This is a genomic window from Pseudomonas sp. LG1E9, from assembly GCF_003290225.1.
Taxonomy (GTDB): Bacteria; Pseudomonadota; Gammaproteobacteria; order Pseudomonadales; family Pseudomonadaceae; genus Aquipseudomonas; species Aquipseudomonas cyclaminis.
Window position 1 is genome coordinate 5,200,813 of the sequence record NZ_CP029983.1, and the last position, 14,597, is coordinate 5,215,409.

Annotated in this window: 8 protein-coding genes and 2 pseudogenes; 5 read left to right on the forward strand and 5 right to left on the reverse strand. The window is 59.7% G+C overall.

All coding sequences use genetic code 11. The annotated features are described in order from the left end of the window. Positions 1-380: 380 nt before the first annotated feature. The 4 genes from DNK50_RS23800 to hrpA all read right to left on the reverse strand — a co-directional run bounded on the left by DNK50_RS23800 (position 381) and on the right by hrpA (position 6,491). The gene (locus DNK50_RS23800; RefSeq protein ID WP_032887702.1) at positions 381-614 is read right to left on the reverse strand and encodes an anti-sigma factor; all 234 of its coding nucleotides are present in this window, start codon (positions 612-614) and stop codon (positions 381-383) included. Next, on the reverse strand, positions 608-1,222 hold the full coding sequence (locus tag DNK50_RS23805; RefSeq protein ID WP_112196420.1) for an RNA polymerase sigma factor: 615 nt from the start codon (positions 1,220-1,222) through the stop codon (positions 608-610). Before DNK50_RS23805 ends, DNK50_RS23800 begins: the two co-directional genes overlap by 7 nt. 16 nt (positions 1,223-1,238) lie before the next feature. Beyond that, a complete protein-coding gene (locus tag DNK50_RS23810) occupies positions 1,239-2,360 on the reverse strand; it encodes a beta-ketoacyl-ACP synthase III (RefSeq protein ID WP_099584028.1) in 1,122 nt (373 codons plus the stop codon). Positions 2,361-2,579: 219 nt separating this feature from the next. After that, entirely contained in the window at positions 2,580-6,491 is a 3,912-nt protein-coding gene (hrpA, locus tag DNK50_RS23815; protein ID WP_112196421.1) for an ATP-dependent RNA helicase HrpA, read from the reverse strand. A gap of 618 nt (positions 6,492-7,109) precedes the next feature. On the opposite strand from hrpA, the gene DNK50_RS28880 reads away from it, so the two are divergent. Together DNK50_RS28880 and DNK50_RS23825 are read left to right on the forward strand one after the other, a co-directional pair. Beyond that, a complete protein-coding gene (locus tag DNK50_RS28880) occupies positions 7,110-7,511 on the forward strand; it encodes a hypothetical protein (protein ID WP_143522407.1) in 402 nt (133 codons plus the stop codon). 456 nt (positions 7,512-7,967) lie between these two features. Continuing rightward, complete coding sequence (locus tag DNK50_RS23825) at positions 7,968-9,824, forward strand: restriction endonuclease (RefSeq protein ID WP_112196423.1); 1,857 nt, start codon at positions 7,968-7,970, stop codon at positions 9,822-9,824. Positions 9,825-9,876: 52 nt separating this feature from the next. Here the strand turns inward: DNK50_RS23825 and aceK are convergent, their stop codons facing one another. After that, the gene (gene aceK / locus DNK50_RS23830) at positions 9,877-11,589 is read right to left on the reverse strand and encodes a bifunctional isocitrate dehydrogenase kinase/phosphatase (protein ID WP_099584025.1); all 1,713 of its coding nucleotides are present in this window, start codon (positions 11,587-11,589) and stop codon (positions 9,877-9,879) included. A 403-nt stretch (positions 11,590-11,992) separates the two neighbouring features. Between aceK and DNK50_RS29640 the strand changes: the two are divergent. The 3 genes and pseudogenes from DNK50_RS29640 to DNK50_RS23840 all read left to right on the forward strand — a co-directional run. Then, a pseudogene (locus tag DNK50_RS29640) lies at positions 11,993-12,697 on the forward strand (MCP four helix bundle domain-containing protein); the annotation flags it as partial. Positions 12,698-13,006: 309 nt separating this feature from the next. Then, positions 13,007-13,603 (forward strand): annotated as a pseudogene (locus DNK50_RS29645) (methyl-accepting chemotaxis protein); the annotation flags it as partial. 52 nt (positions 13,604-13,655) lie between these two features. Further along, on the forward strand, positions 13,656-14,552 hold the full coding sequence (locus DNK50_RS23840; protein WP_112196425.1) for a DMT family transporter: 897 nt from the start codon (positions 13,656-13,658) through the stop codon (positions 14,550-14,552). Positions 14,553-14,597 lie beyond the last annotated feature (45 nt).

Here is a 14,597-nt window from a genome sequence, read left to right on the forward strand (position 1 = left end):
CCAAGGTATTTGGCCTGAACCTGGACTACAACTACCGCGACGTACAGCGCTACGCAGTGGTCGGTGCCCTCACCGACTCGGACTTCGCCGGCGGCTTCACCGGTGCACGGGGTCACAAGTTCAAGGTCGGTTACGACATCGACAAGAACTTCGCCATCGGCGCGACGTACTTCCTGACCAAGGCGGATTACGCCAGCGTCGCGGGTTACCGCGATGCCAACGCCAATACCCTGCAGTTGGATGCAGAAGCCAAGTTCTGATAGTACGTGTAATACGCCTTGGGCCAGGACGGCCCGAGGTAGCTGCAACAGCCTTGCGTGGCGAGATCGGTCCCCATCATCCGTTCGATCCAGCCACGCGAGCCTGCTTCCACCCCGCCTTTATTGATCCTTGAGCCGCTCGGCAGCCAGCCGCTGCGCCAAGGCATCCACATCCTTCACCGGCTCATCCGGCATGATCTTCAGCGTCGCCTGCATCAGGCGCATCTGACGGATAAACCGGCGGCAGTTCGGGCAGAACATCAAGTGATGACGCACCAGCAGGCGCTCGCGAAAGGTCAATTGCCCATCGAGATAGTCACTGGAACGTGCCACTTGTTCTTTACAAGTCAACATTCGCCCGTTTCCTCAAAATGCTCCACCGTGGCGAAGACTTTAAGCCGCGCTCGATGCAACAGCACACGAACATTGGACAGAGAGAGTGTCAGGAGATTACAAATCTCTTCCAACTCCAGGCCCTGGCGTTCACGCAACACCAGCACGCTGCTTTGCAACTGCGACAAACTCAGCAACGTATGCTCCAGGCATTCGCGCAGCTCATCCTCGGTCAGCAAGGCTTCCGGGGTGTCCTGATGCCAGGCAAACGGGGCGACTGCCCAGTGGCCGTCGTCGGGGGTAAAGCGCTCATCGCCGATGGTGCCGTGGGGCGAAGGCAAATCGTCGAGCAACACCTCGCGACGATTTTGCTTGTAGCGCCCCTTGGCGGCGTTGGCGGTGATGGTCAGTAGCCAGGTCTTGAGGCTGGAGCGCCCTTCAAACCTGGCGACGTTGCGGACCACCGACAGCCAGGCGTCCTGCACCACCTCATCGGCATGGCGCTGGCCGACGATCGCATAAGCCACCGCGCGCATGGCGCTCTGGTAGGTGGTGACCAATTCCTTATAGGCCTGTTGCTCGCCCTTGAGCAGCCGTTCAAGCAGGTGCGTGTCGTCCGCTGCTGCCATTTAGACCTCGATTGTCTTAGCGCTTGCGCAGGATCACGCTGCCGATCGAATAGCCCGCGCCAAACGAACTGAGTACCGCGACGGAGCCCTTGGGCAGATCATCCTGGTACGTGTGAAACGCGATCACCGAGCCTGCGGAGCTGGTATTGGCGTAAGTATCGAGGATCACCGGGGCTTCTTCCACCGTGGCTTCGCGGCCGAGCAGTTTCTTCACGATCAGGTGGTTCATGCTCAGGTTGGCCTGGTGCAGCCAGAAGCGTTTCACATCGGCCACGTTCAACTGGTTTTCTTCCAGGTGCACGCCGATCAGTTCGGCCACCATCGGGCACACGTCGCGAAAGACTTTGCGGCCTTCCTGCACGAACAATTTGTCGGGGGCGCCAATGCCCTCTTCCGCCGCACGGTTGAGGAAGCCGAAGTTATTGCGGATGGTGTTGGAGAACTTGGTCAACAGCTTGGTGCTGACCACGTCGAACTGGTGCTCGGACGTTGCCAGGTCGGCACGCTCCAGGACCACAGCCGTCGCGGCATCACCGAAGATGAAGTGGCTGTCGCGGTCGCGGAAGTTCAGGTGGCCGGTGCAGACCTCCGGATTGACCATCAGGATCGCCCGCGCCTGGCCCAGTTGGATGCTGTTGGCGGCGTTCTGGATGCCGAAGGTGGCTGAAGAGCACGCCACGTTCATGTCGAAACCAAAGCCTGCGATACCGAGGGCTTCCTGGACTTCGATGGCGATGGCCGGGTAGGCGCGCTGCAGGTTGGAGCAGGCGACGATCACGCCGTCGATGTCGGCGGCGGTCCTGCCGGCGCGCTTCAAGGCTTGTTCAGCGGCGCCGACGGCCATCTGGCAGAGCACCGACCATTCGTCGTTGCTGCGCTCAGGCAGGCGTGGGGCCATGCGCTGCGGGTCGAGAATGCCGTCTTTGTCCATCACGAAGCGGCTCTTGATGCCGGACGCCTTTTCGATAAAGGCCGCGCTGGACTCAGTCAGCGCCTGCACCTCGCCGCGCTCGATGGCAGCGGCGTTGTCAGCGTTGAACTGCTGCACGTAGGTATTGAAAGACTGCACCAGCTCTTCGTTGGAGATGCTGTTGGCAGGGGTGTAAAGGCCAGTGCCGCTGATGACGACGTTATGCACGGTCGTTCCTCTAAATCTGTCAGGCAGAAGATATTGGTACCGTCGTACCAAACTTTAAGTAGTTTTATTCCGTCCAGCGGACATCAAACTGGCATCGCTTTATTCCATCGCGTCGCAGTACTTCACGACAATCCCGGCATTTATGGGCGCGAAGTTTGCCACAAACCCAGGGATTTGGCGCCACTTCCAGACAAACACCGCTTAAATGTGGGACAGAAATCAGGCCTCGACCAGCGTCCACTGCTTACTCAGGCGCTTGTCGGAAATCGGCACCTTGGTGCCCAACTGCTGGGCAAACAACGACACCCGATACTCCTCCAGCCACCAGCGGTAGAGCTCCAGTTGAGGATCGCGCTTGCCTTCCTGGGCGTGTTTGTTCAGGCGGTTCTGGTACTGCGCCCATAGCCCACTCAGCTCGCCGCTCCACACCCGGTCTTTTTGCACCTGGCTCGGCAGTTTTTCAAGACGCAACTCGATGGCCTTGAGGTAACGCGGCAGTTCCTTGAACCACTGCGCCGGGGTTTCCCGTACAAAACCCGGATACACCAGGTTACTCAATTGCTGCTTGATGTCATTCAAGGCCACCGCCTGGGCCAGGTCGATCTTGCCTTTGAAGCGTTTTTGCAAGCCATGCCAGAGCTTCAGTACTTCCAAGGTCAAGCGCGCCTGGCGTTCGGCGTGCTCGGTCCAACTGCCGCGCTTGCGTTCGGCCAAGGCGGCCAAGCCTGCGCCATCACGCGGCAAGCTGGCTTCGCCTTCCAGCACGCAGGTGTCGAGGCTGGCCAGCAGGATGTCTTCCACCAGCGCGTCGATCCGCCCCAATTCGCGGTACATCAGCCCCAACTCGGTGAGACCGGGTAACTTGCCGCGCAGGAATTTCACCGGTTCCGCCAGTTGCTGCATCAGCAGGCGCTGCAAAGCGCGGCGATGCTGGAACTCAGCCTCGGCGGCGGTGGAGAAACGGCCTTCCTTGACCGTACCGTTTTCTTCCACCAGCGCCGGATACACCGTCATCGACAGCCCGGCGATCTTCTGTTGGGTCTTCTCGGCCACGGCGGCGAACACCTTGGCTTCCACCGGCTGCTGGCTTTTCGCTGTTTGCGGCACGGCCAACGCAGCCTGGCTGGCTTCGGCAAAACGTGCGGTCAGCTCGGCCAGGTCGCGACCTTCACCGAGGAACTTGCCTTGGCCGTCGACCACTTCCAGGTTCATCTTCAGGTGGTTCTCCACCTGTTGCGCGGACTCGGCCCATGCCTCATCGCTGACCCGCGCGCCCGTCATGCGCAACAGTTCGCGCCCCAGCGCCTGGGGCAGCGAGCCCTGGCCAAATTCGATGCGTTGCAGCGCGGCCTTGACGAAGTCCGGCACCGGCACGAAGTTCTTGCGCAGCGCCTTCGGCAGGTTGCGCACCAGGGCGATGCACTTGGCTTCGATCACCCCCGGCACCAGCCATGCCAGGCGCTCCGGCGGCAAGGCCGGTAGCAGCGGCGCGGGTACGCGCAGGGTCACGCCATCACGCGGGTGGTTGGGTTCGAAGTGATAACTCAGGGCCAGTTCCAGGTCGCCCAGGTGCAGGGTGTCCGGGTAATGGGTGGCAGTGACTTCACTGGCCTCGCGGGCGAGCACGTCTTCTTCGCGCATGATCAGCAACTGCGGGTCTTTCTGGCTGTTGACCTTGTACCAACTGTCGAAGGTCGCGGTCTGGTGGATCTCTGCTGGCAGGCGTGCGTCGTAGAAGGCGTACAGGGTTTCTTCGTCGGCCAGGATGTCGCGGCGGCGCGCCTTGGCCTCCAGTTCGTCGAGTTGTTCCAGCAGTTGCTGGTTGGCGGTGAGGCACTTGGCCCGGGACTGGATCTCACCGCGCACCAGGCCCTCGCGGATAAACAGCTCGCGGGACACCACCGGGTCAATCGGCCCGTAATGCACCGGCCGGCGCCCGACCACAATCAGCCCGAACAGGGTGATCTGCTCAAACGCCACCACTTGGCCGCGCTTTTTCTCCCAATGCGGTTCGAAGTGATTTTTCTTGATCAGGTGCCCGGCCAGCGGCTCGATCCAATCAGCGTCGATCTTGGCGACCATGCGCGCATACAGTTTGGTGGTTTCCACCAGCTCGGCCGTCATCAGCCATTGCGGACGCTTCTTGCCGATGCCCGATGACGGGTGAATCCAGAAGCGCCGCTGGCGCGCCCCCAGGTAATCGCCGTCTTCGGTTTTCTGGCCAATCTGGCTGAGCAGCCCGGAGAGCACCGCTTTGTGCAGTTTCGGGAAATCCGCCGGTTCTTTGTTGATCGTCAACTGCATGTCGCGACAGATCAGGCTCAACTGGCGATGGGAATCGCGCCACTCGCGCAGGCGCAGGTAGTTGAGGAAGTTCTTGCGGCACCAATTGCGCAGCGGGCTGGCGGTCAGTTCCTGGCGCTGTTCTTCAAAGCCACGCCACAGATTGACCAGCCCGGCGAAGTCCGAGTCCGGATCTTTCCACTGGGCATGGGCCTGGTCGGCGGCCTGTTGGCGCTCCGGCGGGCGCTCACGCGGATCCTGGATCGACATGGCGCTGGCGACGATGAGCACTTCCTGCAAACTGCCAAGTTTGGCGGCCTCCAGCAACATGCGGCCCATGCGCGGGTCCACCGGCAGACGCGCCAACTGGCGGCCCAAGGGCGTCAGTTGACTGTTGCGGTCCACTGCCGACAACTCTTGCAGCAGATTGAAGCCGTCGCTGATCGCCTTGCCGTCCGGCGGCTCGATAAACGGGAAGTCGGTGATTTCACCCAGGCGCAGGTGCAGCATCTGCAGGATCACGGCGGCGAGGTTGGTGCGCAGGATTTCCGGATCGGTAAACTCCGGGCGCCCGATAAAGTCCTCTTCGCTGAACAGCCGGATGCAGATGCCCGGCTCAACTCGCCCGCACCGGCCTTTACGCTGGTTGGCACTGGCCTGGGAAATGGCCTCGATCGGCAGGCGCTGCACCTTGGCGCGGTAGCTGTAGCGGCTGATGCGCGCGGTGCCGCTGTCGATCACATAACGAATGCCCGGCACGGTCAGCGAGGTTTCCGCGACGTTGGTCGCCAGCACCACGCGCCGGCCCGGATGGGACTGGAAAATCCGTTGTTGCTCGGCTGGCGACAGGCGCGCGTACAGCGGCAGGATTTCGGTGTGCTTGAGCTGGGCCTTGCGCAGCATCTCGGCGGCGTCGCGGATCTCGCGCTCACCCGGCAAAAACACCAGTACATCGCCGGGGCTGCGCCGTTCGCTGCGCTCGTAGGCGGCGATTTCATCAAGGGTGGCGAGGATCGCCTGGTCGACGGTCAGGTCGTCCTCGACGCGGTTGCCCTCTTCGTCCTGCTCCAGGGTCAGCGGGCGGTACCAGGTGTCCACCGGGAACGTGCGGCCCGAGACCTCGACAATCGGCGCATCGTCGAAGTGCTTGGAAAAGCGCTCCAGGTCGATGGTCGCCGAGGTGATGATGACTTTGAGGTCGGGGCGACGTGGCAGCAGGGTTTTCAGGTAACCGAGCAGGAAGTCGATGTTCAGGCTGCGTTCGTGGGCTTCGTCGACGATGATCGTGTCGTAGCGTTCCAGGTAACGGTCGTTCTGGGTTTCCGCCAGCAGGATGCCGTCGGTCATCAGCTTGATCAGGGTGTTGGAATCGCTCTGGTCTTCAAACCGCACCTGATAACCGACCAACGCGCCCAAAGGCGTGGCCAGTTCTTCGGCAACCCGACTGGCCACGCTGCGCGCCGCGATCCGGCGCGGTTGAGTGTGGCCGATCAAACCGTACTGGCCGCGGCCGATTTCCAGGCAGATCTTCGGCAACTGGGTGGTTTTACCCGAGCCGGTTTCGCCGGCAATGATCAGGACCTGATGCTTGTTCAGCGCGTCTTTGATCTCGTCGCGCTTGGCGGCAATCGGCAGGCTGTCGTCGTAGCGAATCACCGGCAGGCTGGCGCGCCGCGCCGTGACCTGGGCGCAGGACGCCTGCATGCGCGTGACCCACTGCGCCAGTTTTTCCTCGTCGGGCTTTTTGCGCAGCTCAAGCAACTGCCGCCGCAAGCGGTGGCGGTCGGCGAGCATGGCGTGATCGAGGTTCTTGAGCAGTTGGTCGATAGCGGGCGCTTGGTCAGTCATCAGGGCGGCAAGGGTCTTTTGGGTGAGGCAGGTGAGGCCTGCGCAGCATGAGTCGATGGAATGGAAGCGATTGTCGCAGATTTCGACACGACTGGAGACGTTGCATCATCGGGTAGCGGCGCTGGCAACCGAATCACAACGACTGCTCCTACAAAAAACAGGCCTCCTTTCCGACTCTTTAAAAGCTGAAGTCCGATGTATTGGGTTAGGTATGTGCAGTTCAAATACACCGTCCAGATTCATCTGGACAGTCAGAATATTCCACCTTGAACTCGGAGCGTTATATGCCCATCGATTCCTCCACTTCCACACCAAAACTTCCGAGCTACACAGATGCCATGAGGGCGCAACCACGCTCAAGCGAATCGCTGCCGCCGCCGCAATACGAATTCCCTCCACCCTATACGCAAAAGTCCTCGTCGACTTCGAACGACCGGACGTCATCGGCGCCTGCAACTAATTTGACGGCCGCTCGGATCTCGAACTACCACACGACGAGCCAGACCAATCGGGGAATGAACTTTATGAGCGGTCTTTGATACTGCCGCTGAACGCGCCAACTCATTTTTAGCAGTGCCTATTTTTTAGCGCGCTCCAACATTACCAATCGGAGTTTTTATGCCTATAGATCGTATGTCTTCTTCTCGCGTGGGTGGTTATGGTCATTCCTTTGCGGAAAAGCACCAACGCACTCCAGAACAAGCACCACAGGGTGCATCGGCTTCTTCTAGCTCATGGAAAACAATCGAGACGCTTAAGAAGCTTCCCACAGACTTCCCTACGTCTAGCATCAAGCAAAGCTCCCTGGATAGGCCTATAGGCTTGTTACAAAGAAAACTAGAACTGGAAAGCAAGGGCGGCTCGACCAAAAATATCGATCAATCCTATAAAGATTCCATGAAGGACTTGTACAAGGAAACTTCGAACGCGCAGAGCAAGGCCCCCAACGAGACAGACAGGAACCGAGCGAGCAATTGGAGTGACATTGTATTAAAAAGCATAGTAGATGGTAAGCGGTAAACCAACGTCGACCAGTACTTGCGTCAACGTGTAAATGACTGCCCTTTAAACTACTGATACGCGATGAGTTAGCGTTTCAAGAAACTCCGCCCCACCTGCGCCGGCAAGACAATACATCGATGAACTTACCGGCGCGGATCACGTCCTACAGGCCTTTCAACATAAGCGGCCTGGCATCCCGTCTTCGCATTTAAGGGCTATCGCGTCCGCTTAAAAACAGGCGGATACCCCCGCCCTTAATTTGGGTGTTCGTTAAGCTCACCGCCAGCTGACACAGCGATGAACTTTCTTACGTCGGAAGACGGCAGATTCCTCAATTCACTCAGAGCAATCCTTGCGGCTGTTCCGGGAGAAATCGCTTTAATGAGGCGTTGATCCTCGCCCCCCTGTGATTCCCAGCACCAAGGATGAGTACTTACGCCTGCGGATGAGGCCTTTCAAAATAGGATTATCCCGATGCTTCTTGGAAAAAATTTGTATGCTTCCCAACCCTTGCAGCAGTCACACAGGCCGATAGGCGCCCAAGCCCTTGGCAACACCGACGCCCCACTGAACCCTCACCGGGTGCGTGATCTGACAGTTGTGGGCGCGGGCAGCAGCGTCGCCTACCTGATCAATGAATTAAACCAGCGGGTTTCCTCAGACGGCCGCACTAATCCCTTGCTGGGAAAAGTCAGCATCATCGGCCAGGAAGATCCCTGGTCGGCCAATGTTCGCGGTCTCGGCTACATCAACCATCAACATGAAATTATCGACCAATGGGGCTCAACGGTACCTGCTTACAATGCGGGTTATGCCGACCGGGGCGAATTTTCAGCAAGTAACCAGTTGCAACTGGAACGCGTGAAAGCGTTAGGCGCGGAACATGTGCCGGAGCAGATAACCGGTATAAGCCGCTTGAAAAATGGCCTCTACCGGATCAGCTTAGGCAACGGCCAGGCCATAGAAAGCCGCCAAGTGGTATTGGGCATGGGAGCGGGTCCGCATACAAGCCTGTTGAAAACCGACTGCACGCAGACCCAGGCAGAAAAACGCTTGGGTAATATTCGTCTGCATAAGCAGGAGGCCTTGCAGGGCAAAGTCATGGACTTGGATGAGTTCATGCGGGCCACCGACCGCACCCCCGAAAAATTCGCAGGCAAACATGTGGTGGTGCACGGCCCCAACGCGGGCATTGATGCCGTGGAGCGTGCGAAAGAGCTGGGAGCAAAGGTCAATTGGCTGATCCGCAGTACCAAGCCGGTCCTACTGGATGGCCATCAACTGAAATTTGCGCCGCAAGTGGCCCAGAACAATCTGGTCTGCGTGGACGCGCTCGATATCCGTCCGAACCCGAGCCCTGATGGCGCGCCTTTACAATTGAGCTATAGCAAGCCCGGCAGCGACCCGCAGGCCCCTCATAGCGTTCTGGATGCCGACTACTACGTCTATGCCCTTGGCCAGGATATCGACAAGCCGGGAAGCAGCGGCGCCATACTCGGCGATCTGCGGCATCAGCTCGAACCCGTCTACGACTACGATCAAGTCTATGGCGACCAGCCTTTCAAGACTGTCCTGGGCCTGCAAACCCGGGGCAGCAACAGCAGCAGCGGCCTGTTGATTGTCGGTGCCGCCGTGGCGCAGTTGGCCGCCAATGTTCAGCACAGCTACCAGGATCATGCGGCTGATCGTATTTTACAGCAGCTGGAAAAACTACCAGGAGAGGCCGGTGAAGAGCTATCACGCCTGATCATGCAAGGCGCAGAGAGTCCTGCCATCACGGCGCAGTTACAGGCCTGGCCGGCCCAGACCGCGCACGCGTCAGCCCTGCAGGTTTTAAGCAACCACGTGTCGGACTATCTGGCGGCCCGCGAGTATTTCCAGCAACAGAGCACGAAAAAAGGTGTTCGCGGCGTCGTTGGCGAAGTAGAGAACCAGGTCTCGAACCAAGTGCCTTCCGTGGTCGTTTCCCCTCAGTTGGGCACGGTGAAAGGCTCTACAGCCGCCCTATCAGGCCTGATTCCCGCTTACGTAGCCAACGGCGAAAACAATTACACCACCGACGACCGCACCATGCTGCGCGCAGGTATCGCAGACCGGTACCCCAACATCGACAATGCCAGAGCGGGCCGCTTCATTGATGAGGTCATCAATCTGCGCCATCTTGGCAGCGATGCATTCATCGCCAAGGCAAAGTCGGAAGGCACGACGCCGGTGCATACGCCAGTCGTCGGCATGCCTGCATCCGTCAGGAAAGGTTATGAAGCGTACCTGCAAGCCCTGGACGACGGCGCCGAAAACACCCCGCTCAGCCGCCAGTGGGCGCTCAAATAAGCCGGTTTTCTGGGGCAGCGGTTGTATGTTGCCCCGCTAAACATCCAGCCCCTTAAGCTGATTTGCGCCGATACGGAAACACATCAATCACCTTCCCCTCCCGAATCGCCTCTTGCAGGCCCTTCCAATAGTCGGCGTTGTACAACTCACCATGCAGCTCATCAAACAACTTGCGCTGGCCGGCATCGGCAAACAGGAACGGCGGGAACTCCTCCGGGAACACATCCAGCGGGCCGATGGAGTACCAGGGCTCGGAGGCCATCTCATCTTCGGGCGTACGCGGCGCCGGGATATGCCGGAAGTTGGCTTCAGTGAGGTAGCAGATTTCGTCGTAGTCGTAAAACACCACGCGACCATGACGGGTAACACCGAAGTTCTTCAGCAGCATGTCGCCGGGAAAGATATTCGCCGCCGCCAGTTGTTTGATCGCCAGTCCATAGTCCTCCAAAGCTTCGCGCACCTGGGCCGGGTTGGCGTTTTCCAGGTAGAGGTTGAGCGGGGTCATGCGCCGTTCGGTCCAGCAGTGGCGAATGAGCACCGTGTCGCCTTCCACTTCGACCGTGCCGGCGGCCACTTCGAGTAACTCGGCCAGGCACTCGGGCTCGAACTTGCTCAAGGGGAAGCGGAAGTCGGCGAACTCCTGGGTATCGGCCATGCGCCCGACGCGGTCGACGCTTTTAACCAGGCGGTATTTCTCGATCACCGTGGCGCGGTTGACGTTTTTCGACGGTGAGAAGCGGTCCTTGATGATCTTGAACACGGTGTTGAAGCCCGGCAGGGTAAACACGCTCATGACCATGCCGCGCACGCCGGGGGCCATGATGAACTGGTCGTCAGTGGTGGCCAGGTGATTGATCAGCGCACGGTAGAACTCCGACTTACCGTGCTTGTAGAAACCGATGGAGGTGTACAACTCGGCGATGTGCTTGCCCGGCAGGATGCGCTTGAGGAAGCCGATGAATTCCGCCGGCACTGGCACGTCGACCATGAAGTAGGAACGGGTAAACGAAAAGATGATCGACACCTCGGCTTCGTCGGTGATCAGCGCATCGATCTGGATGCCTTGCCCTTCGCGGTGCAGCAACGGGATCACCAGGGGCCATTGTTCGTCGCGGGTATAAAGGCGCCCTACCAGATAGGCGCCTTTGTTGCGGTAGAGCACCGAGGAAAACAGCTCGACCTTGAGGTCAGGGTCCTTGCAGACCCAGTCGGGCAGGCTTTCCCGCAGTTGCGCTTCGAGGCGCTGCAGGTCGGCGTTCAGGTCGGCATAGGGTTCGCTGAAACGGTAGTCGGCAAACATCTGCGCGAGCATCTCACCGATGTTGCCGGCGGGCAGGTAGGTGCGGGTCTGCGCGGCCCGCGCCTTGCGCAGGCTTGGCCGGGTGGTGTGGATAAACATGCAGCCGTCGCTGATCAGGTCGTGGCTGAACAGGCCGCAAAAGATCGAGTTGTACCAGGTCTCGGACAGCTCATCGTCGAAACGCGGGTCGATCAGGCTGATGTAGGCGCTTTTCACCAAAGGCCACAGGTCGATATCCAATAAGTCCACGTCATCGAAGCGGGCGTGCAGGCCTGCGATCACCTCAAACACCTTCTCTTCATAGAGGTTGATCCGCGCCGCCGAGGCGGCCTGGCCTTGCTGCCATTGGGCCTTCTCGAACCGCTCGCGGGCGCCATCGGTGATCTGGCGAAAGTGCTCACGGTAATCGTCGAAGCCGTCGAGGATCTTGCGGGCAATCGCGAGGGCGGGCGTGGGTTGCGACATGCGGGAAACCTCGAACGGGCATCGGGAAGCCTTGAGCTTAGCCAGTGTACGTAAGCAGGAGAAGGGTGAATTTTTGCGCGGCGCTGTACCCCTTCGCTGACTTTGTACATTTGTTTTCAATTTATTTAATTCGACCATACGGTCAATAAAAACACCGCATTGTCGCCTTGCGTTCGCCCAATAGCCGCTAACGGCGGGGCTTGGCACCCGGCAGCAAAAATAGCAGACCCGTTTCCATTACTGATTCCACCTCAAGGATTGGATCCAACTAAGGGAAACCCCGATTACCACGGTAGTGGCACTTTGATATATAGCGCGCCCTCTCCCACCCTAACAAGGTCAAAAGACCGATCCGGGAGCAGGTTCTAATCGCACAAGGAGCATTGAGATGTCATTGAGGAACATGAGGATCGGTCTGCGTGCCAGTCTGAGTTTTGGGGTGTTGGCCAGCTTGCTGGTGATTGTCGGGCTGTTCTGCCTGGGGCAGATGGCCAAGCTGCGCGAAAGCGCGCTGGTCATCGAACGATCGTGGATGCCGAGCATCGAGAATATCCACGACAGCGCCGCCTTCGTGGCCAGCATCCGCCTGGAGGCCTTGCGCCTGGTGACCACCGATGAATCAAGGGTTCGCGACACGAGCAGAAACCTGATCACCCGCCAGCGCAGCGACCTGCAAACCCTGTTGGATCACCATGAAACCCTGCTGACCAACGACGAAGAGCGCGAGATGCTCAAGCAGGTGAAAACCGACGTGGCCGGCTACCTGGCGATCGTCAGCCAGATGGTTGATTTGATCGACAAGGATCAGCAGCAAGACGCCATTGACCTGCTCAACAACCGTCTCGCCCCTCAAGGCACGTTGCTCAGCCAGAGCCTGGAAAAGCTGATCGTCTTCAACCAGAACGGTGTCGAAGCCGCCGCCGATTCCGCTGCACAGATGTATTCGAGCGCGCAATGGGTGGTCGGCCTGATCATTGTGATTGCACTGATCGCCACCTTGCTGCTGGCCTGGCTGCTGACCCGCAGCATCACCGCGCCGCTCAGCCAGGCGCTGACCGTGGCGCGCACCATCGCCGCCGGCGACTTGAGCCAGCCGATCAAGGTGCAAGGCCATGACGAGCCGGCCCAATTGCTCAGTGCCCTGGCCACCATGCAGACACAGTTGCAGACCACTATCCGAGGCATCAGCGAGTCGGCGCAGCAATTGGCGTCGGCCGCCGAAGAAATGAGTTCGGTGATGGAACAAAGCACCCGTGGCCTGCAAGCGCAAAACGATGAAATCGAACAAGCCGCCACCGCGGTCACCGAAATGAGTGCGGCCGTGGACGAAGTGGCGGGCAATGCGGTGTCCAGCGCTGAAGCGTCCCAGGCCTCGGATGAAGACAGCAAGCACGGTCACTACCAGATCAGCGAAACCATCAGCTCGATCCAGAACCTGGTGGACGAAGTGCTCGGCGCCTCGAACAAGGCCGAAGGCCTGGCGGTGCAGGCCCAGGACATCAGCAAGGTGCTGGAAGTGATCCGTGGCATCGCCGGGCAAACCAACCTGCTGGCCCTCAACGCGGCGATTGAAGCCGCGCGTGCGGGTGAAGCCGGGCGCGGTTTTGCGGTGGTCGCCGATGAGGTGCGTTCCCTCGCGCAGCGCACCCAGGACTCCACCGAAGAAATCGAGCAAATGATCAGCGGTATCCAGCAAGGCACCCAAAATACCGTCGAAGCGCTGAACAGCAGCGCCGATCACGCCGGCCAGACCCTGCAACGGGCCAACAGCGCGGGCAACGCCCTGGAGAAAATCACCGCGGCCATTTCACAAATCAGCCAGCGCAACCTGGTAATCGCCAGCGCCGCCGAGCAGCAAGCGCTGGTTGCCCGTGAAGTGGACCGCAGCCTGGTGAATATCCGCGACCTGTCCACCCAGACCGCCGCCGGTGCGACCCAGACCTCGGCCGCCAGCCAGGAACTGTCGCGCCTGGCCGTGGACCTGAATGGGCTGGTGACGCGGTTTGTTCTGTAATCAGTCAAAGCGGCGTGCAACACTCGCCGCCTGATTGATTTAGGAATATTCCGTGAGACCTGTCGACACCCTTTACCTGCTGGGATTGGCTGCCATCTGGGGCGCGAGCTTTCTGTTCATGCGCATCATCGCGCCGGAAATCGGCCCCATCCCGACCGCATTTTTTCGCGTATCCATAGCCGCCGTCGGCTTGCTCGTAATGCTGGCGGTGATGCGAGTGAAGTGGGACTTCCAGGGCAAATTCAAAACCGTCCTGCTACTGGGTGTGATCAACTCCGGCATCCCGGCCACCCTGTATTCAGTGGCCGCCCAAGTGCTGCCGGCCGGTTACTCGGCGATCTTCAACGCCACCACGCCGTTGATGGGGGTGTTGATCGGCGGGCTGTTCTTCAGCGAACGCCTGACCGCGTCGAAAATCGCCGGGGTCAGCCTGGGCCTGCTTGGCGTTGGTGTGCTGACCCGTGCGGGACCGGTGGCGTTTGACCTGGAATTGTTGATGGGCGCCGTGGCCTGCCTGCTGGCCACCACCTGCTATGGCTTTGCCGGTTTCCTCGCACGGCGCTGGCTGGACCAGCGGGGTGGGTTGGACAGTCGCCTGTCGGCCTTGGGCAGCATGCTCGGCGCGACGTTGTTCCTGCTGCCGTTGTTTGCCTACAGTGCGATCAGCCATCCGCCTGCGAGTTGGGGCGGCGGGCAGGTGTGGGTGTCGTTGCTGGGGTTGGGATTGGGGTGTACGGCGTTTGCGTACGTGTTGTATTTCCGCTTGCTTACCGCCATTGGGCCGGTGAGATCGATGACCACAACGTTCCTGATTCCGCCGTTTGGCGTGCTATGGGGCGCGCTGCTGTTGAATGAGCCGTTGTCCATGGCGCATGTGTATGGCGGGGTGCTCATCGCGGGGGCGTTGTGGCTGGTGCTGCGACCGGGGAAGCTGGCTAGGGCGCTATAGACAGGTTTCATGTGGGTGCTGGCAGCTGATTGTTGCAAAAATAAG